Origin of the sequence: Salisediminibacterium halotolerans, from assembly GCF_003814815.1 — a bacterium.
In the GTDB taxonomy this organism is placed as follows: Bacteria; Bacillota; Bacilli; order Bacillales; family Salisediminibacteriaceae; genus Salisediminibacterium; species Salisediminibacterium halotolerans.
Genome location: NZ_RKQQ01000002.1, coordinates 483,625 through 506,228, shown reverse-complemented (window position 1 = coordinate 506,228; position 22,604 = coordinate 483,625). Strand labels below are relative to the sequence as shown.

The 22,604-nt window shown below is 45.0% G+C and carries 23 protein-coding genes; 4 read left to right on the top strand and 19 right to left on the bottom strand.

Features of this window, described 5'->3' with window-relative positions; genetic code table 11:
* Positions 1–28: 28 nt before the first annotated feature.
* From EDD67_RS05490 to EDD67_RS05475, 4 genes are all read right to left on the bottom strand, one after another.
* Positions 29–1,651: a PH domain-containing protein gene (locus EDD67_RS05490; RefSeq protein WP_158638134.1), complete on the bottom strand. Its 1,623-nt coding sequence runs from the start codon at positions 1,649–1,651 to the stop codon at positions 29–31.
* On the bottom strand, positions 1,644–2,126 hold the full coding sequence (locus tag EDD67_RS05485) for a PH domain-containing protein (protein WP_121438793.1): 483 nt from the start codon (positions 2,124–2,126) through the stop codon (positions 1,644–1,646). The genes EDD67_RS05490 and EDD67_RS05485 overlap by 8 nt, the downstream gene beginning before the upstream one ends.
* Positions 2,127–2,140: 14 nt before the next feature.
* Positions 2,141–2,350, bottom strand: coding sequence for a hypothetical protein (locus tag EDD67_RS05480; protein ID WP_121438794.1), 210 nt, complete (start codon positions 2,348–2,350; stop codon positions 2,141–2,143).
* A gap of 110 nt (positions 2,351–2,460) precedes the next feature.
* Positions 2,461–3,588: a conserved virulence factor C family protein gene (locus EDD67_RS05475; protein WP_121438795.1), complete on the bottom strand. Its 1,128-nt coding sequence runs from the start codon at positions 3,586–3,588 to the stop codon at positions 2,461–2,463.
* 148 nt (positions 3,589–3,736) lie between these two features.
* Here EDD67_RS05475 and EDD67_RS05470 point away from each other — a divergent pair, with 148 nt between their 5' ends.
* Complete coding sequence (locus EDD67_RS05470; protein WP_121438796.1) at positions 3,737–4,471, top strand: metallophosphoesterase family protein; 735 nt, start codon at positions 3,737–3,739, stop codon at positions 4,469–4,471.
* A 309-nt stretch (positions 4,472–4,780) separates the two neighbouring features.
* Here the strand turns inward: EDD67_RS05470 and EDD67_RS05465 are convergent, their stop codons facing one another.
* The 7 genes from EDD67_RS05465 to EDD67_RS05440 all read right to left on the bottom strand — a co-directional run bounded on the left by EDD67_RS05465 (position 4,781) and on the right by EDD67_RS05440 (position 9,561).
* Positions 4,781–5,203, bottom strand: a complete 423-nt coding sequence (locus EDD67_RS05465) for a TlpA family protein disulfide reductase (protein ID WP_121438797.1) — start codon at positions 5,201–5,203, stop codon at positions 4,781–4,783.
* Positions 5,204–5,205: 2 nt separating this feature from the next.
* On the bottom strand, positions 5,206–5,532 hold the full coding sequence (locus EDD67_RS05460; protein WP_093071496.1) for a thioredoxin family protein: 327 nt from the start codon (positions 5,530–5,532) through the stop codon (positions 5,206–5,208).
* A 49-nt stretch (positions 5,533–5,581) separates the two neighbouring features.
* On the bottom strand, positions 5,582–7,432 hold the full coding sequence (locus tag EDD67_RS05455) for an SLC13 family permease (protein ID WP_121438798.1): 1,851 nt from the start codon (positions 7,430–7,432) through the stop codon (positions 5,582–5,584).
* 434 nt (positions 7,433–7,866) lie between these two features.
* The gene (locus EDD67_RS13850) at positions 7,867–8,016 is read right to left on the bottom strand and encodes a hypothetical protein (RefSeq protein ID WP_154718734.1); all 150 of its coding nucleotides are present in this window, start codon (positions 8,014–8,016) and stop codon (positions 7,867–7,869) included.
* A 98-nt stretch (positions 8,017–8,114) separates the two neighbouring features.
* Complete coding sequence (locus tag EDD67_RS05450) at positions 8,115–8,687, bottom strand: cysteine hydrolase family protein (RefSeq protein ID WP_121438801.1); 573 nt, start codon at positions 8,685–8,687, stop codon at positions 8,115–8,117.
* 34 nt (positions 8,688–8,721) lie between these two features.
* The gene (locus EDD67_RS05445) at positions 8,722–9,192 is read right to left on the bottom strand and encodes a TcaA NTF2-like domain-containing protein (protein WP_121438802.1); all 471 of its coding nucleotides are present in this window, start codon (positions 9,190–9,192) and stop codon (positions 8,722–8,724) included.
* Positions 9,193–9,561: a YppE family protein gene (locus tag EDD67_RS05440; RefSeq protein WP_093071500.1), complete on the bottom strand. Its 369-nt coding sequence runs from the start codon at positions 9,559–9,561 to the stop codon at positions 9,193–9,195.
* 183 nt (positions 9,562–9,744) lie between these two features.
* Here EDD67_RS05440 and recU point away from each other — a divergent pair, with 183 nt between their 5' ends.
* Genes recU through EDD67_RS13845 form a run of 3 tightly spaced genes read left to right on the top strand, consistent with a single transcriptional unit; the run spans position 9,745 to position 13,331 of the window.
* Entirely contained in the window at positions 9,745–10,356 is a 612-nt protein-coding gene (recU, locus tag EDD67_RS05435) for a Holliday junction resolvase RecU (protein ID WP_121438803.1), read from the top strand.
* 17 nt (positions 10,357–10,373) lie between these two features.
* Positions 10,374–13,124, top strand: a complete 2,751-nt coding sequence (locus EDD67_RS05430) for a transglycosylase domain-containing protein (protein WP_121438804.1) — start codon at positions 10,374–10,376, stop codon at positions 13,122–13,124.
* A gap of 57 nt (positions 13,125–13,181) precedes the next feature.
* The gene (locus EDD67_RS13845) at positions 13,182–13,331 is read left to right on the top strand and encodes a hypothetical protein (protein WP_154718735.1); all 150 of its coding nucleotides are present in this window, start codon (positions 13,182–13,184) and stop codon (positions 13,329–13,331) included.
* 330 nt (positions 13,332–13,661) lie between these two features.
* On the opposite strand, the gene nth is transcribed toward EDD67_RS13845, so the two are convergent.
* The 8 genes from nth to dinG form a co-directional block, all read right to left on the bottom strand.
* Positions 13,662–14,315: an endonuclease III gene (gene nth, locus EDD67_RS05425; protein ID WP_121438805.1), complete on the bottom strand. Its 654-nt coding sequence runs from the start codon at positions 14,313–14,315 to the stop codon at positions 13,662–13,664.
* 5 nt (positions 14,316–14,320) lie between these two features.
* Positions 14,321–15,043, bottom strand: coding sequence for a DnaD domain-containing protein (locus tag EDD67_RS05420; protein ID WP_158638137.1), 723 nt, complete (start codon positions 15,041–15,043; stop codon positions 14,321–14,323).
* A 63-nt stretch (positions 15,044–15,106) separates the two neighbouring features.
* Entirely contained in the window at positions 15,107–16,396 is a 1,290-nt protein-coding gene (gene asnS / locus EDD67_RS05415) for an asparagine--tRNA ligase (RefSeq protein ID WP_121438806.1), read from the bottom strand.
* 21 nt (positions 16,397–16,417) lie between these two features.
* On the bottom strand, positions 16,418–17,602 hold the full coding sequence (locus tag EDD67_RS05410) for a pyridoxal phosphate-dependent aminotransferase (RefSeq protein ID WP_121438807.1): 1,185 nt from the start codon (positions 17,600–17,602) through the stop codon (positions 16,418–16,420).
* A gap of 33 nt (positions 17,603–17,635) precedes the next feature.
* Entirely contained in the window at positions 17,636–18,175 is a 540-nt protein-coding gene (locus EDD67_RS05405; RefSeq protein ID WP_093071507.1) for a DUF5590 domain-containing protein, read from the bottom strand.
* Positions 18,176–18,186: 11 nt separating this feature from the next.
* Complete coding sequence (locus EDD67_RS05400; RefSeq protein ID WP_244922836.1) at positions 18,187–18,360, bottom strand: YpmA family protein; 174 nt, start codon at positions 18,358–18,360, stop codon at positions 18,187–18,189.
* A gap of 76 nt (positions 18,361–18,436) precedes the next feature.
* Complete coding sequence (locus EDD67_RS05395; protein ID WP_121438808.1) at positions 18,437–19,747, bottom strand: amidohydrolase; 1,311 nt, start codon at positions 19,745–19,747, stop codon at positions 18,437–18,439.
* Positions 19,725–22,595, bottom strand: coding sequence for an ATP-dependent DNA helicase DinG (gene dinG, locus EDD67_RS05390; protein WP_121438809.1), 2,871 nt, complete (start codon positions 22,593–22,595; stop codon positions 19,725–19,727). Before dinG ends, EDD67_RS05395 begins: the two co-directional genes overlap by 23 nt.
* Between the last annotated feature and the right edge of the window lie 9 nt (positions 22,596–22,604).

The following is a 22,604-nucleotide window of genomic DNA, read 5'->3' as shown; positions in this document are numbered from 1 at the left end:
CACTTTCATGTGATCGTGCCGGCATTTTTTATTCTTCTTTTTCGACTTCATGCGACGCATCCGGGTTCTCAAAGGAAAACCAGGCAAACGCAGCTGAGCGCTGCATTTTGGAAATATGCCGCAAATGAAATTGTTTACCCATGATACTGCTCAAAACGGAAACTTCCAATGTGTACAGGTCATTTAATTTCTGTAACAAGTTTTGTGTAGATTCAATCGTTTGCATACGACGGCGCGGAATCATCACTTCTGTTTTGGAAATGACGCGCGAACGTAAACAAAGCTGATGCGTTTCAACTGCGATGCCTGCAGATTTATATTGAATATACCCGGTTAATGCAGCTAAAGCAGGCAGGAGAAATGCGATCCACCCGTAGGTGAAGGACCAAGTTAAAACTCCTGCGACAATAAGAGCAGGAACAATTAATTTAATCATATACCTGCGCAAGCTTTCTTTCGGCAGGCGCTGATAACTCGGGGTATACGCATATTGCGGCAATGTTGCCGCCAGTATATCGTTTACTTCATGCCGCTTGCAAAGCGGTACTAATATCGTCGAGAATTCTTCTTCTTGCGTGCCTCCGCCGGCACTTTCCACATATACCGATACATAGTTAAAGAGCTGTCTCAATGGAGACTGTACAACTCTTACAGCTGTTATCCGGTTTGACTTGAGCGTCAGCTGCCTTTTTTCTAAAATCCCTCTTGAAATATGAATCTCATTTGTCCATTTACGCAACGTAAACTGCCCGTATTTTAGTGAAGTTGTTAATAGCGTAAACAGCCAAGCGATTACTAATACAGTAACAAGTAAAGAAGCGACGACCATAATGCTTGAACGGATAAACCATCCGACAATCCAATCGAGCATAAATACTGGGAGAACTTGCGGCGCTTGGGAAATAATCGCAGCTACAAACGTGGCAGCAATGCCGACACCGCTTGATGTCAACGCCATAATGATTAAACGTTTTAGCGTCAGTTTCCATTCATATTCCGGTTCAATTTGCTCCTCTTTCATATCGTCCCATGACAATATGCTTTCCGACTCCCCGCCGCGTGCCCAATCCGGGACATCTGCATCCACATCAGCGGAGTGTTTCTGGAACGCGTCACTTGTTTGCTGCGAGTTTTGCTCCTTGCCCTGCTGCATTGGCGGCGGCCAATGCAATAAGGCCTTATCTGTATCAGCTTGAGCCGATTTTGTTTCGGACCTGCGCAATTCCCGCTTAATTGTCACCGCGTTTTCACGTCGAAGAGCAATAATGCGAAATTCCGGCTCATTCCCTCCGCCGGCGGTTTCAATTTTCACTTCGACTAAACCGAACAAACGCTGAATCAGCTTTGCATTGATATCGATGCTTTGTACGCGTTCTTTACGAATATAGCGTTGCTTTTTAAACAAGAGGCCTTGGTGGACTTGCAGTTCATCCGGCAAGACAATGTATTCAAATTTCCACCAATTAATAAAACCATTCAATAATGTGAATAATAGTATGATAACAATAATCGCTGACACTAATTCAATATTCATACCGTCAGCTGTTGTGCCGAAAACAAAAATGATCACAAAAGATACAATCAATTGCCGCAGACTGTTCAAAAAATGAATAAATATCGCTATGGGATGCTGCCGTTTCCATTCATTCATCTGGATCAGCTTCCCTGGCCAACTGGGCGATTTGATCACGTAAACGGTCTGCATTTTCGATTTCTAATCCCGGAATTTCATGCGTTGTCGCAGCTGTCGAAATCGTAACACTCGCAAGCCCGTAGTAACGCAGAATCGGCCCCTGCCTTGTATCAACATGCTGCACGCGGACCATCGGTATAATGACACGGCGGACAACGAAAACACCGTGCATCAGCTCCACTTCATTCTCATACACTTTATAGCGCCAACGCTGCCATTGCAGTTTTTGAATGAGCAAAAAATCGAGCACACGGTATAACACAATTGCGCCAACCAGATTATACAAGCCCCATTCCGGCAATTCAGGCAGTACAAACATTAATGCCCAATAGGCTAGCGGAAGCAGCATAAAAAATAATGTTTCTATTAATGAACCTATTCGCCACACATTTAAAGTTTTTGCGGCTAAAGGGTGATCAGGGGTCGGTCTCATGTCGGACAGCTCCTTTACGACTCTTCGTCTACATATTCCAGTTCGACTCCTTGTTGTTTTAAATAGTCAAGGACGGCCTTATTCAATTCTTCATCTCGCAGCAATCCCAGTGAGGGAACGAGCTCTAATACAGTTAAATCGCCGTTTTCCGCGTCTTCAATCAGTTCCAATGCTTCCGTCAGTGATCTGTCTTCTAACGCAGCAATAAGTTTTTCCCGTGTCATCATAAACCCTCCTGTCTTTTTAATGAATCACCATTCTCATTTTAACTAATAATAAATCACCTGACCAGTTCTGTAAAAAAGAACCGGGCTTTCACCCGGTTTTTTCGGACTTACTTTTTATCAAACGCTTCCGTCATTTGTTTCCATACAGAACCTTTGGCTTCTTCGCCTTCTTGAATGCGCGCCAATGCCAATTTGGCTTGCAAAGCGACTTCAAATTCAGGATCCTCCGCTGTTTTTTCCAGCTCTTTAACAGCACTGTCATCCCCGAGTTCATAAAGAAACATCGCTGCACGCCAACGCACGAGTTTGTTTTTATCACTCAGCGCATCAATCATCGCCGGGATCCCTTTTTCACTGCCGATATCCGAAAAAGCATCGCCCGCTGTCCGCCGGACTGTTACCGATTTATCCTTCATCGCCTTTTCTAGATAAGGCAAAATCTGCTCATCTTCGATCATGCCAAAATAGACAACGGCCAAACGTCGTATCGATGCTTTTTCATCTTCGAGCGCCTTCTCCAATACGGGCAAATCTTCTAAGGTCGGATTTAAACGTTCTAAAAGCGAAAACCGCTCCCGCCAATCCTCTGCATCGAGCATCTCCGGGGTTACTTGAATCCACCGATCTTCTTGTGCTGTCTTTTCGCTTTCAGCCGTATGAGCTCTTTGAGCAAGACGTTCCAACCGCTCATCACTGTAACTTGCTTCCAATTCGGCGGCAACTTCTTCAGCAACTTCTTGCAAATCACCGTAGCGCGGACGCTGTTCAGACCATTTTCTCATCATCACGATATTATCATCAGGAAGGGCAGCTTGATTAACAGCAAGGGTAAAGGCCTCTCTTAACCCTTTGCGCACCTCTTCCGTTCCGTCGGTCACTTTCACTTGCATCGGGATATCTTTAAATACTTGAACTTGAACTTGTATTTCCCCGAAATGTTCATCAATCGTTTCTTCGGCGTGTTCGTCCGTTCGGTTTTCCTCACCGAATACTGCGCGTACTTTCGGCAAAATCACTTTCCAGTCAGCTTTTGGGTGGCGTTCAACCGCTAAAAAGTCGGCCACGTGATAAACCCCGGTGACACCTTCTATAGCAAAAATTTCTTGAATGAATTGCGGCGCATTATGAATGGTCTCTTTATGATAATTGTTTGCCTTTCCTTCAGACAGGGATTCAGTCAAAATAACTTTCATCGTATTTGGACTCGGCGTCGGTTCTATTGTACGAATTTGCAAAGTTTTTACCTCCTTGAAACGTTTAGTCACGAACTTGTCACATTTTATCTTATCACAGCTCCAGAGCAAACCCAATGACCATGCGCACTATGCAATATTAGAGAATTTTTGATAAAGTTGCAGTAACAATACGTAAGGAGGGGCTTTCATGAAAATAGCTTTGTTATCCGATATACATGGAAATGATACGGCGTTGGAAGCTGTGTTAGAAGATATTTCAAAACAGGGTGTCACACATACAGCGGTACTCGGCGATATCGCTTACCGAGGGCCGGATCCGAAAAAGTGTATCGAATATGTCCGGGAACTGCACGGAAAAGTCATCAAGGGCAACGCAGATGAATGGATTGTCCGCGGCGTTCAAGCAGGTGAGGTGCCGGAGCACGCGCTCGCGTTGATGCAAAAAGAACGCTTGTGGGCCTACAATCAGTTGCATGATGACGACATTGAATATTTAAACAACTTGCCGATGACGCTGGAAATACCGATCGCTAACGATACACAGCTGTTTGGCTTTCATGCCGTGCCCGATAATTTATTTGAAAACATATCTAACGAAGCGGGCAATCAAGCATTCTCCCGATTTACCGATGCCAATCCGCGCGCTGATTATTTTGTTTACGGGCATATTCACTTGCCGTTTTACCGATCAGTTAACGGGCAATCGATCATCAATCTCGGCAGCGTAGGACTGCCGTTTAACGGGGATACACGGGCTTCTTATGTCATCATTGAACGCGATCAAGACAACGTACATGTCCAATTCCGCCGCGTTTCTTACGATATCGATAAGGCTTGCGCCAAGCTGGATCAATCAGATTATCCGGAAGAAGCGAAAACATTGATCAAATCAATTTACCGAAACGCAGAAAAACCATCTTAAATAAATGGTTCAGACGAATCTAAACGGGATGACCTCCTCTGAGGTCATCCCGTTTTAGAGTGCAGACAAAGTCATGACATCGATCGATGTCATATTAAAAGGGACGGATCGCTGCGCATCGTCCCTGTTTCAAACAGCTCAGTGTCAATATTGTTCTGCAAAGCAAGAAAGCCATACAGCCGCTTCCTCCGACGCCTCCTTGCCCGGGGCAAGCGGAGGTTAACGGCTGCGTGGCTTACGTCAAAATAATCGTTTTAAGTTCTGTAAACTTTGACAAGCTGGTTGAAAATAGCTGTTGTTTATATACGATCATGCTTGCAGGACTTTCCCCAAAAGTTTCAGAACATCCTGAAACCCGGCTTTATCATTTAAATTGCCGATGATCTCACCTTCGGCATCGATAACGAATGTCGTCGGCGCTGACATACAGCGGTATTTGTCGTACCATTCTGAACCATTATCCGAGGCGATCGGCAGTGTATATCCGTGTTCAGCAATATATTTTTCAGCTTCTGTCTCATCAGATTCACGTCCGGGGACATGAATCATTAACACATCTACATCCGCTGTGTTCATTGCCTCATACAGCTGCTGCTTATTATACAAATCCCTTCGGCAATCCGGACACCAAGAAACCCAAAACGTTAACAGCAATGCTTTCCCCTCGTAATCAGACAAAGAAACAGTTTCTTCAGATCCCCATTTTTTCACTGTGAATGCCGGTGCTTTCATTATTACTCACTCCTTGCATACGAATTCATCAAAAAATTATAGACATTGGTTACCGATTCAAATGCCTGGATACGGCTGACAGCTTCGCCGCCTTCAAAACGAACTAAACACGGTACACTTTCGATTTTATAGTCTGAAACTAACTGTTTCATTAAATTTATATCCATCTCATATACCTCAACTTTATCCGCTGCGGCAGTCTCGGCCATTTCAATAAATTGACGGGCTAAATCACACGTGCCGCACAGCGGCGTATAAAAATATACAAGAACGCTTGAGGAAAAATAAATGATATCAGTCAATTCGTTACGGTCTGACATTTGTTTCATCGCCAACTCCCCTTTTACTACTCATCAATTTATCATATCACTGCCAAAATTAAAAAGGAAAGAAATACGGGATGACAATCAACATGATAATAAATATAACGAGTTGCAAAGGAACACCGGCTTTTATAAAATCTGCAAAAGAATATCCGCCTGCCGTCATAACCATAGCGTTTGGAGGAGAGGCGATCGGTGTTGCAAAAGCCATGCTTGTAGCGACTGATACAGCAATGACGAGCGGATACGGGCTAATCCCTGTCTCCATCGCTGTCACGATCGCAATCGGTGCAAACAATACAGCTGTCGCCGTGTTGCTGATCACTTGACTGAAAATCATCGAGCTCACATAAAAGGCTGCTAATAACGCCAATGGGCCATAAACGCCTAAACCGTCGATCAGCCAGGCGGAAAAAACCTCGACACCGCCAGTTTTTTCTAACGCAGTAGCCATTGGGAGCATTGCGCCAATCAATATCACACTTTCCCAATTTATACGTGAATACGCTTCATCAATGTTTCGTAAACAGCCGGAAAAAAGCATCAATAACGCTGCAATCAAAACTGCTGTTACCGGCGCTGTAATTTCAAATGTCATCAATAACAGCATACTTGTCAAAATGACCAAGGCATGGACCGCTTTCCCGTTCGCCTGGGCAACAGCAGCTTCTTCCGAGGTGTTTCCGACAACGACGAAATCGCGGACGAATTTATTTAATCTGTCCAGCTCCGTCCATTCTCCTTGAACGAGCAGTGCGTCGCCGAATTTCAATTTAATATGGCCGCAATTTTTCGTTAAGTAACGGTCTTTACGATGGATCGCAGCAACATTTAATCGATAAGTTTCACGAAAATCCAGTTCTTGCACGGTCCGCCCGATAAAATCGGAATCCGGAGTCAAAAGCATTTCCGCAACCCCGGTATTTTTGTCTACTAACCGTTCTTCAAGGTCTTCTGCTGTCATTTCACAAATCATTAGCTGGTAATCTTGTGCAAAAGCCCGCACCGCTTTTTCATTTCCTTCGACATGCAAAAGATCCCCCGATTGTATAACGGTTTTCGCGCTGGCTGTTTCCGGTTCATAACGGTTTTTTAACCCGCTCGCACTTTTGCTGCGTTCTAGAAGCAAAACGGTGATTCCATAGCGGTTCGGCAAACGGAGATCTTTAAGCGCACAGTTTTTCATCCGTGAATCATTGAGTATTTTCAAAGTAAAAACGCTGGCTGATAATCCGTATGTTTTTAACAATTCTGAAGGGGCCTGTCCCCTCCCGGCCTCGGACACAAACGTCTCTTTAGACGGAATCAGCTTGTTCCAAAATGTCGCAATGATGATGATTCCCACACTTAAAGCAACAACTCCGACAGGTGTAAAAGCAAAAAATCCGAGGCGTTCGTAACCGTACTCGGTCAACGTATTGCTGACAATTAAATTCGGCGGCGTGCCGATTAATGTTAATACCCCGCCTAGACTGCTTGCATAAGCGACAGGCATTAAAAACCGCGAAGGGCTGATATTCATTTGCAGGGAAACGTTCATGATCACCGGCATTAAGACAGCTACCGTTCCTGTGTTGCTCATAAAAGCGCTTAAAAAAGCGACAAGCCCCATAAATAAAATCAACAGCACACGCGGTTTTCCTTTTCCAATCCGAACAACCTTTCGCCCTGCCATTTCGGCCAGTCCGGTTCGAAAAATCCCTGCACCTACCACAAAAAGCCCTGCGATCATAATGACTAATGTATTTGAAAAACCGCTGAGCGCTTCTTCGGGTGATAAAATACCGGACAATAACAGCGCCGTCATCGACAGAAGCGCAACAAAATCAGCACGGTACTTCCCCCATATAAACAAAACAACAGTCAGAAAAAGAATCGTAAGTGTCAGCATTAAATCGAGTGCCATAAAATCCCCCCTTCTGTGTCACTGTTTTCGAAACAGGCTCCTGCCTCTATTATACTCGATTACAAGAAATGGGAACGACATGATTTGTGCGCATTTATTGAAAAAAACCGCCTTTAAAAGGCGGTTTCAGCTTGTAGACATATTAATATTTTGACGTAAGCCACGCAGCCACTAACCTCCGCTTGCCGCGGGCAACGCCTCAGCCTCCTCAGAAGCGAAATCGCTTCTTGCGGGGTCTTCTGCTCCTGCGGTTACTCGTCGCAAATACATTGGCAGTTGCTTTTCCCGCAGGCGTCGAGTTTGCTCCGGGCTCATAAAATTTCTCGATTTATAAGGAAGAATAAATATGCAGGAATCCAATCGATCATCTACTTTTTCAGCAGCCTCCTTGCTTTCCCGGAGGCGTCGGAGGAGTGGATGCATGGCTTCCTTTATTATGAATACACTCGATTCAAAGAAGGAGGATGACCCAGCATCCCGGCTTTTTCCCGCGGGAAAGCGAGACAGACGAGACCCTGCAGGGCGTCTGCCCGAAGCGGCTCGGCGCTCGCCCGCAGGAAATAAGCCGGACGATGCGTCGTCATCCGTTCCTTTTAACATGACATCTAATGATGTCATGACTTTGTCAACACTCTGAAACCGCCTTTAAAAGGCGGTTTCAAGTTGAAATTCAGCTAGGTGTTTATTTTACCGCAACCCATTTTTCAACGACTTGAGCTCCGAGTGTATTAGCAAAATGATTTAACGCCCATTCATGACCGGTTTCATCAAAACTGGCAACGGCATCTTTGTGAACAACGATATCAAACCCTTTGTTATAAGCATCCACTGCCGTATGCAAGACACAAATATCCGTGCATACTCCGGTTAAATGAAGTTCAGTAATGCCCCTTTCACGCAACTTTAATTCTAAATCAGTCCCGGCAAAAGCACTGTATCTCGTTTTGTCCATCCAATAGTAAAAAGACTGTTGATCTTGATCCAACCTGTTTACGAATTGTCCGAATTCGCCGTAAAGTTCTCTGCCGGATGTGCCGGTAAGGTTGTGCGGAGGAAATAACAACCGTTCAGGATGATACCGATCGTCTTGCTCGTGTTTATCTGCTGCTAAGACGATGTAGTCTTCCGTATCAATAAAAAGAGCCATCAATTCAGCCAAACGACCGTCAATCGCTTGTCCGGGTTCACCGCAAGATAAAACCCCGTTATCTGCCACAAAATCATTCGTATAATCGATCACTATAAGTGCTTTCACAGTCCATTACCCCCTTAAAATGATAAGCCGCAATTTACATCTCATCTTCGCGTTCAATCGACGTTATCCTCAAGTCGTTTGAGCGTCTTTCTATTGTATACCTGCGAGCTTCAACGTCTTCAGTCTGCTCATTAGAACCGTCAACCGTTATTCTCTCGTCCGCGCGAAAACGATAAACATCATCTTCTGCCGTTTCAATTTCAATATTTTTAAATTCTTCAAGCTTTTCAACTTTTTTGTTGCTTATAAGATCTTGATGTCGGCGTCTTTCCATGTGATAGACTTGGCTGTTTGGAACGAAGTAATTTTCCATTACTGAATAATGCTGATCAATTAAACTGTCTTCCCATTCTTCTTTATAAGATTTCATAAAACTGTGCAATTCTTCTTCGATTTCTTTGTTTTCCGCCGGCCTGAAGTTTTCACCATCGTTGCAGGCTACAGTGATGACCGCCAGCAATAATACATTGAATAAACAAAAAACTTTGATCAGAGCTTGCTTCACTTAATCGTCCCCGCCTTCCGGTGAGACAATCGACAACGTATATTCGATCGATTTATACCGTTCAATGAAGCGTTTTTTCTTCGTATCTGACTGAAAACATGCTACGGCAGCAACTTCGAAGTTTTCCGTCAGCTGATCGATTTGTTCACGATGCAAATATTGTGGTTTTTCATGATCTATCCATTCCGTCACAATCGGAACCCACGCTTCAAGAGCTTCTTTCACCTCATCGGCAAACGGCTTCACTTCCTTATGAAAATCTGCTTCGCTATTTGATTGACTGTATTGATTGAAATATTCGTACGTCTTCTTGTTTAACCGTTTTAAGTTCTCGGTTTGTTCTTGTAATGTTCGTTGTTTGTCTGTCATTTAATTCACCTCTTATAAAATTGTACCAAATCATCAGCGAGAAACCTATTCCTTATCTTTTTTTCATTGCCAAGCAGCTCAAATATAATAAAACTGTGCGATTTTTCGTATTTGTCACCCGTTTAAGATATGATAAGATAGATCGGTGACACCCTGTCACAGCAAAGCAGAAAGGAGCTGCAAATGGCTATTCGTTATCCGAACGGAAAAAAATATACTCCAAAGCGAATCCTTTCAGAAAATAATAACGTCAAACATAAAGACGAACGTTTTAGCAACAGAGGAATGACGCTTGAAGAAGACATCAACGAAACGAACGAATATTATCGCAGCCGCAAGATCGCTAATATTCATAAAAAACCTTTACCGCTGCAAATCGTTAATGTTCATTACCCGAAAAGAAGCGCTGCCGTCGTTACGGAAGCGTATTTTAAAAAACCGTCTACAACTGACTACAATGGTGTGTATAAAGGGTTTTATCTTGATTTTGAAGCAAAAGAAACAAAAAATAAAACAAGCTTTCCGTTTAAAAATTTCCATCAGCATCAAATAGACCACATGAAAGATATTGTTTCTCACGGCGGATGCTCGTTTATTTTGATGCGCTTTGCCAAAACAGAAGAAGTGTTTTTAGTTAAGGCGGAAGACTTCATCCCCTACTATGAAGACAAAACATCAAAACGGAAATCTTTGCCGAAAACGATAATCGAAGAAATCAGCTACCCTATTGCGGTAGGATATCACCCCAGGGTTGATTACCTGCGTGTGATCGACCGCATACTCAGGTTAAATTAAGAAAGGAAGATGAACAGATGGCAGACGAAAATTACTCACGGCAAGCCCGAAGAAAAACAAAAAAATCGCCGGAAAACGATAAAAAAACAAACTTGAAAAAAGGCGGGAAAGGTAAAAAACTGCTGACCGCACTAGCCGTTTTTTTGCTCGTGCTGTTCATTGCCGGCGCTGTAACTGTGGCATCGATTATTAGCGGAGCCCCGGAAATTGACAGAGATGATCTCGTCATGAGCCAAAATCCGGAGATTATGGACATCGATGACGAACTCGTCACCTCACTAGATACCGGAGAAAACCGCCGCTACGCTGACATCGATGAAATTCCGGATCTCGTTCAAGATGCGTTTATCTCGATTGAAGATGAACGGTTCTACGATCACTTCGGGGTTGATGTCCGTCGAATCGGCGGCGCTGTTATCGCCAATATCACCGGCGGTTTCGGAAGCGAAGGCGCTAGTACAATTACACAGCAGCTCGTCAAAAATCTCTATTTCGATTTTGATAAAACGATTACCCGTAAATTGCAAGAGCAATATTTAGCCGTCCGGCTTGAACAGCAATATACGAAGGATCAAATTCTTGAAATGTATTTAAATGCGATTTATTTTTCCGGCAGCCGCTACGGTGTTGTTGAAGCATCCGACTATTTTTTCAGTAAATCGCTTGATGAACTGACAATTGAAGATGCAGCACTGATCGCCGGCATTCCGCAAAGACCATCTGCTCACAATCCGTTTAATAACCCGGAAGCTGCAGAGAATCGCCGTAATACAGTTATTGACCGGATGGAGCGAAATGATGTCATTTCGGCGGAAGAAGCTGAAGAAGCCAAAGCTGTCGCTGTAGAAGATCAGCTCAACCAAGGCGGAAACAGCGAAGGTGAAGAATATCAAGCCTATTTGGATCAAGTGCTTGAAGAAGTTGAAGCCATTGACGGGATTGAATGGAATGATATTTATTCAAGCGGCCTGAAAATTTATACGAACCTTGACCAAGACTTGCAATCGTACGTGAATGAAGTGATGAACGAAGAGGTTGTTGACTTTCCTGACGAGTACTTTCAAGCAGGAATCACATTAATGGACACGACAAACGGCCGCGTCCATGCGCTTGGCGGGCAGCGCGGTGAATCAGAGGGCGCCCGTCAGTTGAACTGGGCGACCAATTCACAAGCCGGACAAGCCGGATCGACAGCGAAACCGATCTTCGCTTACGGTCCGGGTATAGACAATATGCAATGGCCGACGGCAAAAATTTTCGATGACAGCGAACATTATTATTCCAACAGCGACCAGCAAGTGCGCAACTTTGACCGGCAGCACCTCGGCGATATGACAATGCGGGAAGCCTTAAAAGATTCACGCAACGTCCCGGCGGTGCAAGCGATCCAAGAAGCAGGTCTCGATCATGCAGAAGAGTTCGGTGAAAACCTGCATGTTCCGATGGGCGATATCGGGGAATCTTACGCCCTCGGAGCGAACTATATGTCTTCGCTTGATATGGCTGGCGCCTACGGAGCATTTGGCAACAACGGCGAATACAACGAGCCGTTCACCGTTCGCGGCGTCGAATTCCGCGACGGCCAAACGATTGACTTAGAACCGGAACCGGAAGAGGCGATGAACGATTATACCGCTTATATGATTACCGATATGCTTCGCGATGTGTTAACAGATGGTACAGGAACGTCAGCGCAAATACCTGGAATCGACATTGCCGGTAAAACTGGGTCGACAAACTACACCGATGATCAGGTTGAGCAATACAATATACCAGCGAACCACATTAAAGACAGCTGGTTTGCCGGTTATTCGACGGATTTGACTGCGGCAGTCTGGACCGGTTACCCGAGTGTCGGCGATGGACAAATCAATATGAATGAACAAGAAAACGCGATTGCGAGATCGATTTTTCGCGAAATTATGGAATACGCCCATGAAGACCGCGATCCTGGTGAATTCACCCAGCCTGATTCCGTTGTTGAACTCGAGGTGGAAGAATCAACTGGCCTTTTGCCGGGCCCATTGACACCTGATGACGAAATCATTACCGAATTATTTGTCCGCGGCCATGAACCGGAAGATGAATCCGATGAGTTTGCTGAACTGTCCGGAATTTCGAACTTGTCTGCTTCATACAACGAAGACGAGGATCGTATCGATGTTTCCTGGGATTATGAAGGCGATGAAGAGGTTGAATTTGAAGTAGAAGTACAGGAACCTGACGCGGATGACTATCAGTCATTTGAAACAACATCCGGAACAGAATATCAATTCACCGGCCCTGCTCCCGGGGAAACATACAGTATCAGGGTAACCGCAGTTGCAGTTGAAGATGATGATATTGAAAGCGATTCGGCCACGGTTGAAGTGACGATCCCGGATGACGATGAAGATGATGATGAGGAAAATAACGAGGAAAACAACAACGAAGACAACAATGAAGAAAATAATAACAATAATAACGAGGAAAATAACGAAGAAAACGAAAATGACAATAACAACAATAATGCCAACGAGAATAATGAAGATGACAACAATGAAATGAATAACGAGCCGGAAAACAATAATGAAAACAATACACCGGCTGAAAATAACAACAACGGCAACAATACAGAAAATAACAATAACAACACGAACAACGATGCCAACAATGCTAATGAAGCTGAGAATACTGGAAACGAGCCGGCTGAGGCGCAAGAAAACAATGCGAATAATGCCCCGGCAGAAAACAATAATCCGGATGAAGGCAATGAAGGCGATAATTAAGCAAAATAAGACCGAACGGATTTTTTCCGTTCGGTCTTTTAAAGTGTAGACAAAGCCATGACATCGATCGATGTCCTATTAAAAGGAAGGGATGACGACGCATCGTCCGGCTTCTTTCACCTGAAAGTATCACTGCGACATCGGCTCAATAAGACTTCGCCGTGTCTTACCAGTCCGCGGGCGAGCGCCGAGCCGCTTCGGGCTTAGCCCTGCAGGGTCTCACCTGTCTCGCTTTCCCGCAGAATCAAGCCGGGATGCTGGGTCATCCTCCTTATTTCAAACAGGCCAGTGTCAATTTTGTTCTGCAAAGTAAGAAAGCCACGCAGCCGCTTCCTCCGACGCCTCCGGGAAAGCAAGAGACGAAGATCCGGATTCGGCGGTCTAAGACCGCCGAATCCTAGCTGAGTCCTTGCCCGGGGCAAGCGGAGGTTAGCGGCTGCGTGGCTTACGTCAAAATAATCTTTTGTCTACAACCTGAAAGACCGAACGGAAAAATCCGTTCGGTCTTTTTCATCGCTGCAGCTGTCAAGTGCTTCTTTATCCGGTCTTCTTTTTCAGTCTTTTCTTCCCCTCACGGCACATATCATTCAGCGGGCATTTTTCACACTGAGGATTTTGTGATTTACAGTGGTACCGGCCGAAAAAAATCAGCTGATGATGTGTTTTCGACCAGCGGTTACGCGGAATTTTTTTCATTAACGTTTTTTCCACTTCCAACACGGAGTCTTTCCAACGGCATAGTCCGAGCCGTTTACTAACCCGTTCGACATGTGTATCTACTGCAATCGCCGGTTCAGCAAATGCAACGGACGCGACGACATTTGCCGTTTTTCGCCCTACGCCGGCAAGCTTGACTAATTCTTCTTGGCTTCTCGGCACTTCCCCGTTATATTGATCAATAAGCGAACGGCACAGCTTTTGTATGTTTTTAGCTTTGCTCCGGTACAATCCTATTTTCCGAATATCGTTTTCCAATTCCTCGACCGGGACAGCGACATAATCTTCCGGCGTTTGGTATTTAGCGAATAAGCCGGGCGTTACTTTATTTACTAGCGCATCAGTTGCTTGAGCGGAAAGTACAACGGCAATCGTCAATTCAAGCGGATTATTATGAGTCAATTCGCAATCAGCATCAGGAAACATCTGATCGAGTGTTTCCAAGATCCGATTGATCTCTGCTTTATTCAGCATAACGGTCAGTCGCCACCTTCCAGCCAATTGTATCCCGGGTATGCGGGCTTTTGTTCATCAGTTTTTTCACTGGCATTCGTCTTTTTCGGTTGTTTTTCTTTGTAGCCGCGAACTTTTTCCCCGTGAATCTTCGCCTGCTCAACGGTTTTTACACCGTTTTTCTTCCAATCGAATAAGATCCGGTCAATATAGCGGAAATTCATTCTTGATGAGACGACTGCTTCACGGAGCGCTGCCTCAATCAGCACCGGATCGTGCTGATCATCATCAAGCCACATCGAAATCATTTCCATCTCCATTGGTGAAAGCGGCCGGCCGAACTCCTCTTCAAATCGCTTGTACAATTCGCCTTCCCGCTCTTTTTGCTGTTTTTCTTCCTGTTTAGCCGACTGTTCAAAATAAAGCATTGCTAATTTTTCATAAAGCGGCTGTATCGATACGCGTTCATTCATTTTTCCGTCAGATGCAGCTAAATCAATAATTTCAATAAACCTTTTAGCGGATAATTCCTGCAGCTGTTTCGTGCACGCTTCTTTTGTTGATGTCATTCGTGATTCAATATCCTCAGGTGTAGGAAAATCATGACCTTCTTGATGAAAACGGCGAATATGCAAGAGAATCAAAAATTGTTCATCGGTTAAACCGAGCCGTGTGTAATATTGAAAGAGCAGCCCGTTAATTGTAAAAGGTTCTTCGCCGAGCACGTGTGTCAAATCTTCTGGGTTCATCTGTTTTCCTCCCCTCTTCATGTTAAAAGAAGCCTCTCATAAAGAGAGGCGTAATGAACAGATTTATGGGTAAAGACGGTTCAGTAAACGAGGAAAAGGAATCGTTTCGCGGACATGTTCAATGCCGCAAATCCAAGCAACTGTCCGTTCAAGCCCAAGGCCAAAACCGGAGTGAGGCACAGTCCCGTACTTTCTTAAATCCAAATACCATTGGTAAGCATCATAAGATAATTGATGCTCATCATAGCGCTGTTTTAAAAGCTCCTCATCATCGATCCGTTGACTGCCGCCGATGATTTCTCCGTATCCTTCAGGAGCAATTAAATCCGCGCAAAGAACAACGTCATCCCGTTCCGGATGGGGTTTCATGTAGAAGGCTTTGATATCTTTCGGGTAGTTTGTAATGAATACCGGCTTGTTGTATGATTCAGCAATCGCTGTTTCATGCGGTGCGCCAAAATCTTCGCCCCAATCAATTTCATAGCCTTCCTTTTGCAAAAACGTAATGGCGTCATCGTACGTTATTCGCGGAAACGGCGCTTTAATATTTTCCAGTACGGAAATATCGCGCTCCAATGCAGTCAGTTCCAGCTTGCAATTCGATAATACAGATTGAACGACATAGCTCACGTAATTTTCCTGGAGCTCTAAGCTTTCCTCATGATCCATAAAAGCCATTTCCGGTTCGATCATCCAAAATTCAATCAGATGACGGCGGGTTTTTGATTTTTCCGCCCGAAAGGTCGGTCCGAATGAAAACACTTTGTTTAAAGCCATCGCTGCTGCTTCCATATACAATTGTCCGCTTTGCGATAAATAAGCATCTTCATCAAAATATTTTGTATGAAACAAATTCGTCGTCCCTTCCGCAGAGCTTCCTGTCAAAATCGGCGGATCGACTTTCACAAACCCGTTATTGTTAAAAAATTCGTACGTAGAACGTATGATTTCATTACGGATTTTCATAATTGCATGCTGTTTCTTCGATCGGAGCCAAAGATGACGGTGATCCATTAAAAATTCAGTTCCGTGTTCTTTCGGAGTAATTGGGTAATCGTTGGCTTCTTGAATAACGTCAATCTCTTGAACCGCCAACTCGTATCCGGTAGGCGAACGCTCATCAACCGTAATTGTCCCCGTCACATACATCGATGATTCCTGCGGAAGCTCTTTGGCAAGCCGAAACGTTTTTTCGCTCACTTCCGCTTTCACAACAACGCCCTGGATGAACCCGGTGCCGTCGCGAAGCTGTAAAAAGGCAATTTTTCCGCTTGAACGTTTATTTGCGAGCCATGCTCCGATTGTGACCGTTTGATTGGTATGTTTTCCTGCTTCTGCTATTGTCGTTTTCACGTCAAGTCCCTCCAAGCTGTTTTATTCGCTGTGTTTTTCGGTGAAGCGGCGAATCCGCTCCAAGGCAGATTCAAATTGCTCCAGGCTTGTGGCATAAGATAAGCGGATATTGTCAGGCGCACCGAAACCGCTGCCCGGGACGACAGCGACTTTTTCTTCTTCAAGGAGCGCCTTGACCCACTCATCAGTTGTTGCGTAAGGGCTGTTGTTCACAGCTTCTTTTACGTTTGGAAAAAGATAAAAAGCGCCTTGCGGTTTCACACACGAAAAGCCGGGGATATCATTAAGCTTTTGATAAACTTTATTCAACCTGTCCTCAAATGCATTGCGCATTTTTTCAACCGAACCGTCATCTTCCTCGTAAGCAGCCAATGCGCCGAATTGAGAAGCGGCCGCCGGATTGGACGTCGTATGGCTCGCCAAGTTGCTCATATATTTAATAATTTCTTTATTGCCGGCGGTAAAACCGATGCGCCAGCCGGTCATCGAATGGGACTTCGAAACGCCGTTAACAATCATCGTCTGATTTTTCAGTTCCGGTGAAATTTCCGCAATCGACACATGTTCTTTTCCGCCGTAAATCAATTTTTCATATATTTCGTCGGAGACGATCAAAATATTATGTTTTAAACAAACTTCTCCTAAAGCCGCCAATTCATCCTTTTCATACATGACGCCGGTCGGGTTGCTCGGCGAGTTAATAATAACGGCTTTCGTTTTAGCGGTAATACTCTTTTCAAGCTGCGCCGCTGTCAGTTTAAACTGCGAAGATTCCTTGCCTTCGACAAAAACCGGAACACCTCCGGAAATTTTCACCTGTTCCGGATAACTTACCCAATAAGGTGTCGGGATAATGACTTCATCTCCGTCTTCTAAGATCGTTTGAAAAAGCGAAGATAGAGAGTGCTTGGCTCCGCAAGTAACGATAATTTCGTCGTTAGCATAATCCAACCCCTGATCTTCTTTCAGTTTCTTCGCAATCGCCGATTTCAACTGAGGCATGCCGGCTGCCGGCGTGTATTTCGTATGTCCTTCTTTCATTGAGCGGTAACTTGCTTCGATAATATAATCCGGTGTATTAAAATCAGGTTCTCCCGCCCCTAAACCGATTACATCATGTCCTTCGGCGCGAAGCTCTTTCGCTTTTGCTGTGATTGCCAGCGTTGATGACGGGGTAATTGAAGCAACTTTGTCAGAAAATTTCATCCTTTAACCGCTCCTTTAAAATTTGATAAATCTTTACGGTGAAAATTGATAGTGCCGGATGTAGGCAGCATCTTCAAATGTAACATAATAATACGATTGGCGGCCGGAAGCGTCGATATAATTCACTTCGTAAACCGGGGTTTCACCAATCATCCCTAAGCGAATCCCGTTCAACCGCAAAATATCCAGTTCAGACTGAACTTCTTCTCGCAAGGCATCTTTTGAAATGCCTTCGTCATGATAACGCTCCGCAACAAAGCGTTCGTCATCTGACTCTTGATTATTATCCGCTTCATTTTCATCACGTTCTTCTTCATCGCTGTCTTCTAATTCTACCCATACATACAGACGCTCACCGTCATCATCCGCTGCATCAAAAACATGAAACGCACGGGTGCCGTGATAATAATCCATATCGAGGATTTCTGCTGCTGATGAATGTTCCAATGCCAGCGCCTCCGTAACATCGCTGTCTTCCGTTAGCGATGACGAGGCGCTGGCATAAAGCATATACAGAGCAGAGAGAGAAAGCAGTAAAAAAATCAAAAGCGCAGCTAAAATCCACGTTCGCATGCTGACATCCCTCACGTTTCATAAATGGAAAAACGCATTTTCCCGTCTTCTTCTTTGTCCATCGACAGACCGAACATGAGGTTACGGTCTTTGAGCGACTTATTCAACAAATCGACGATTTTATATAATTCATCGTGCTCGTTTACCGTAACCGTACCGATTTTTTTTATGCCGTCTTCGGCCAAAACCGTCACTCCTTTACACCCATTGTCAATCAGACTCCGTCAATATTTTACCATAACCTCATTGATTGTAACGCATTTAATCGAATTTTTTAACCGATTGATTTGCTTCGTAACGAATTTTTTCTTCATCTAAACTTGTCAATTCACGGTTATTCATCAGCTGTCTGCCCTTCACCCATACGTCGGTTACATCTGAGCCTTTAACGGCATAAACGAGGTGTGAAATCGTTCGTTCAACCGAAGACGGTGTTAAATGCGGAGCGTCGGGGTCTATGAGAATCAAATCGGCCTCACAGCCGCTTTCAATTCGGCCGGTATTATTGAAGCCTAAAACTTCTGCTCCCGTCTGTCCTGCCATTTTCAGCAAATCATAGGCTTTCGTTTCTTGCGGATTTTCGTGCATTCCCTTATGAATAAGCGCGGCCGAGCGAAGCTCTTCAAACATATCAAGCGTATTATTGCTCGCAGCCGAATCCGTTCCCAGCGCCGTCTTGACACCGGCTTCGGTCAACTTTCTTAACGGCGCGACCCCGCTGCCGAGTTTTAAATTGCTGATCGGGTTATGCGATACTGCAACGTCTTTTTCTTTTAGCAGATTAATTTCCCGATCAGATAAATGGACGCCGTGCGCGACTAGAGCAGGCACATCGAATAACCCGAGTTCGGCCAAATGAGAAGCCGGGTGTTTTTGATATTTCGCTTTATATTCGTCAATCTCCGTTCTCGTTTCCGCCAAATGCGTATGTACCGAAATGTTGTTCCGCTTGGCGATGTCAGCCGTCCGCCGTAAAAAATCCGGCGGACACGTATACGGCGCATGCGGTGCGAGCATAACCCGCACACGCCCCTCAGCTGCATTATGGTAAGTTTTGAACAGCTGTACTGATTCGTCGAGTTTTGCCTTTTGCTCCGTTTCTGATGCGCCGATCCCGATCATCCCGCGAGCAATGACTGCGCGCATCCCGGATTCTGCCGCTTTTTCGGCCATCTCGTCCATAAATAAGTGATACATATCTAAATACGCCGTTGTGCCCGATCGGATCATTTCTGTCAAAGCGAGGTCAGCTGACACATGGGCCAGCTCACGGTTTAATTTGGCTTCATTCGGCCACATCACCGTTTTCAGCCATTGATCAAGAGGGAGATCTTCCCCCAGCCCGCGCAACAATGTTGCACCGAGATGGGCATGCGTATTAACCAAGCCCGGCATAAGCCATTTTCCTTTAGCGTCGACTTTAACTGCTGCCTTTACAGCAATTGATTGATCGCCTTTCCCGGAAAAGACGCTGTGTATCCGTTCATTGTCAAAAAGCACCCCGCCTGTAAAAACCGCTTGATCCTCTGCCATCGTTATAACTCTCGCATTATAAATCAGAGTTAAACTCATGTTTACTCACTCCTGTTTGCTTCGGATAAAACCAGTCGCCCACCTCTTGTTCAATCTCATCCATCGGTTTATCTTGCATCGGAATACCCGGAAGCGATCCGGCAAAAAAGTGCCCGTAACGGGTTACTTTAATCCTTCTGTCAAGCACAACGACAATGCCGCGGTCCGAAGAACGGCGGATCAGCCTGCCGAATCCTTGCTTAAACCGGAGCACAGCTTGCGGAAGAGCCAAATGCATAAACGGAGATTTTCCCGCTGCTTTCATCAAGTCCGAACGGGCTTGAAAAATCGGATCATTCGGCGGACTGAAAGGAAGTCTAGCCATCACAATCGCGCTTAAGTGATCACCGGGAATATCCACCCCTTCCCAAAAACTGCTCGTTCCAAGTAATAACGCTTGATCGTATTGTTGAAAGGTTTTCGTTAATTTTGAACGGCTTCCGCTGTGAATACCTTGTGCAATAACACGATAACTGTCATCAAAAAGTGTTTTTAAATGCTTATGCGTACGCTTAAGCATGTCGTACGATGTAAAAAGCACCAGCATACGGCCTTTTGTAACTTGCGCAAGCCGGTAAATATGAATCGCTGCCGCTTCTATATAATAGTCTTCGCCGGCGTCGCCGATCAGCGGCATATCTTCCGGTACATAAAACGACACTTGTTCCTGATAAGAAAAAGGCGATTCAAGCTGTTTTGTCTCAAGCGGAAAATCATCTAAACCGAGACGGTCAATCATATACGTAAACGAGCCCTTAACCGTCAATGTTGCCGACGTTAACAGCACACGTTTTTTCTTCGCAAACAGCCGGTCTGCAAGCTGTTCTGCGATCGTAACCGGCGCACCGTGAAAGACCGCCGATTGTTTCGGTCCTTTTAATTCGCTCTCAAGCCAATACACGGATTGCTTATCATGGGCAAAAAACAGTTGATAAAACGTTTCGTAAATTTTTTCGACCGCCTGCTTAAAATCATCCAGCCTGTCCAGCTCTCTGGACGCATTGGGCGGCGGATTGCCCTCGGCAAGCTCGTCCTCGATTTTTTCATGCGTTTTCCTGACATGCAAAAGCAAATGCCGGAATGTCTCGTCCACCCGAACGGCTCCCTCATGAATTTTGGCCCATCTCTGTTCTTGAAAATCAACGACTTTTGCCTGCTGGCCTGTTTCGCCGTGCTTCGCTGATGAACCGGTATAATCACTAAGCATAAGAAACAGTTCGTTCCATTCTTCATGCAGCGCTTCCGCCAGGACAGCTAATTGCCGAACCGGCTCCTGACTGTCGCCGTGCAAATAATTTAAAAGTTCATCAGAGACAATCGTTTCTTGTTCCCGGCCTGCCGCATCATTCATACGCTGGGCAAGTTGAATATAGTCAAGCCGCTGACTGAGCTGCCTCGTTGCGGTGTCTTCGATGTGATGCGCTTCATCAATGATCAGCGTGTCATAAGCCGGAATGATTTGATGCTCGGATTGGACATCTGAGAAGAGCAGCGCGTGATTTGTAATAATAATATCTGCTTCGCGAGCGCGTTTTTTTGCTCGTTGATAATAGCACCGGGAAAACCACGGACATTTTGGCGATACACAGGAGGAGCCGTCACTTGCCACCTCTTGCCATAATTTCGGCTGACCGGCAGAAAGCGATATTTCTTCCACATCGCCGGTGTCCGTCTTCAAAAGCCACGTCAACAATTGCGCTTTCGCTAAACTGCGGTCATAAGAATCTTGCGGATCGTACCGAAGAATATTTTCGAACTTTTGCAGACACAAATAATGCGAACGGCCCTTTAAAAGCGCATGTTTCACCGTAAACGGAAGCATTTTTTCTAACGTCGGCCATTCCTTATGCATCATTTGTTCTTGCAGCTGGATCGTTTCTGTACTGATGACAACCGTTTCGTTATTAAACTTCGCCTGCAGAGCAGCAGGAATTAAATAAGCAAGCGTTTTGCCGGTGCCGGTTCCCGCTTCGACACAGCCGAACTGGTCGTGTTGAAATTGTTCATGTACAAACCTCATCATATCCAACTGACTTTCGCGCATTTCATAGTCCGGGATGATCGATTGCATAAACGTTTGATCGGAAAAGCGGTCAAGGATCGCTTCCATAGACACGATCTCCTCATAGAAAGGTCCCGCCGCAGGATCAGGTTTTTTTAATGCGATACCGTGAAACACATCAATATCTTGATCCTTTATCTCATCGCCGAGAGTTAACAGCGTCCATTCATGCAAAAACGGCGATATATCGCTTTTCAGCATTGGCGAAATCCGATCCAGCTGCTCGAGGGTTTCTTTCGGGAACCCTTTAAATTCTGTAAAAATCCGCAAGAGAAGTGATACGGTTGCCGCCACATCACTGGACGCATCATGGGGATTGCCGTGATCAAATCCGAATATGTTCGAAATTTGTTCTAACCTGTACCCTTCTTCGCCCGGAAAAGCAATCCGGGCTAATTCAACTGTATCTAAGACCGGTCCCGTAAACGGCAGGTAGCCGGCGTGCTCTAATTCATTATTCATAAAATCCAAATCGAAGTCGACGTTATGAGCGACAAAGTAAGCGTTTTGCAAATCCTCCAATAATTCCGGGGCCACTGTGTCAAACTTCGGCGCTTCTGCCACTTGATCATTTGTTATCGATGTTAATTGTTCGATAAACGGCGGAATCTTCTTTTCGGGATTTAGGTACACAGATTTTTCTTTCCGCACACTGCCTTTTTCAATCACTGTGTAGGCAAGCTGAATAATCCGGTCCCCTTTTTGATAAGAAACTCCGGTCGTTTCTGCATCTAATACAACAAGTCGTTCCATATAAGCCTCGCTTTCAACATCATACTGCATCATGCCAATTAT

What these genes read in the sequence shown, in the direction of transcription:
- EDD67_RS05465 (WP_121438797.1), bottom strand. Translation starts at nt 5,203, where the DNA reads ATGAAAGCACCGGCATTCACAGTGAAAAAATGGGGATCTGAAGAAACT.
- EDD67_RS05480 (WP_121438794.1), bottom strand. Translation starts at nt 2,350, where the DNA reads ATGACACGGGAAAAACTTATTGCTGCGTTAGAAGACAGATCACTGACG.
- dinG (WP_121438809.1), bottom strand. Translation starts at nt 22,595, where the DNA reads ATGATGCAGTATGATGTTGAAAGCGAGGCTTATATGGAACGACTTGTT.
- EDD67_RS13845 (WP_154718735.1), top strand. Translation starts at nt 13,182, where the DNA reads ATGACATCGATCGATGTCCTATTAAAAGGAAGGGATGACGACGCATCG.
- recU (WP_121438803.1), top strand. Translation starts at nt 9,745, where the DNA reads ATGGCTATTCGTTATCCGAACGGAAAAAAATATACTCCAAAGCGAATC.
- EDD67_RS05485 (WP_121438793.1), bottom strand. Translation starts at nt 2,126, where the DNA reads ATGAGACCGACCCCTGATCACCCTTTAGCCGCAAAAACTTTAAATGTG.
- EDD67_RS05395 (WP_121438808.1), bottom strand. Translation starts at nt 19,747, where the DNA reads ATGAGTTTAACTCTGATTTATAATGCGAGAGTTATAACGATGGCAGAG.
- EDD67_RS05405 (WP_093071507.1), bottom strand. Translation starts at nt 18,175, where the DNA reads ATGCGAACGTGGATTTTAGCTGCGCTTTTGATTTTTTTACTGCTTTCT.
- EDD67_RS05460 (WP_093071496.1), bottom strand. Translation starts at nt 5,532, where the DNA reads ATGAAACAAATGTCAGACCGTAACGAATTGACTGATATCATTTATTTT.
- EDD67_RS05410 (WP_121438807.1), bottom strand. Translation starts at nt 17,602, where the DNA reads ATGAAATTTTCTGACAAAGTTGCTTCAATTACCCCGTCATCAACGCTG.
- EDD67_RS13850 (WP_154718734.1), bottom strand. Translation starts at nt 8,016, where the DNA reads ATGACGACGCATCGTCCGGCTTATTTCCTGCGGGCGAGCGCCGAGCCG.
- EDD67_RS05420 (WP_158638137.1), bottom strand. Translation starts at nt 15,043, where the DNA reads ATGAACCCAGAAGATTTGACACACGTGCTCGGCGAAGAACCTTTTACA.
- EDD67_RS05455 (WP_121438798.1), bottom strand. Translation starts at nt 7,432, where the DNA reads ATGGCACTCGATTTAATGCTGACACTTACGATTCTTTTTCTGACTGTT.
- EDD67_RS05470 (WP_121438796.1), top strand. Translation starts at nt 3,737, where the DNA reads ATGAAAATAGCTTTGTTATCCGATATACATGGAAATGATACGGCGTTG.
- nth (WP_121438805.1), bottom strand. Translation starts at nt 14,315, where the DNA reads ATGCTGAATAAAGCAGAGATCAATCGGATCTTGGAAACACTCGATCAG.
- EDD67_RS05440 (WP_093071500.1), bottom strand. Translation starts at nt 9,561, where the DNA reads ATGACAGACAAACAACGAACATTACAAGAACAAACCGAGAACTTAAAA.
- EDD67_RS05430 (WP_121438804.1), top strand. Translation starts at nt 10,374, where the DNA reads ATGGCAGACGAAAATTACTCACGGCAAGCCCGAAGAAAAACAAAAAAA.
- EDD67_RS05490 (WP_158638134.1), bottom strand. Translation starts at nt 1,651, where the DNA reads ATGAATGAATGGAAACGGCAGCATCCCATAGCGATATTTATTCATTTT.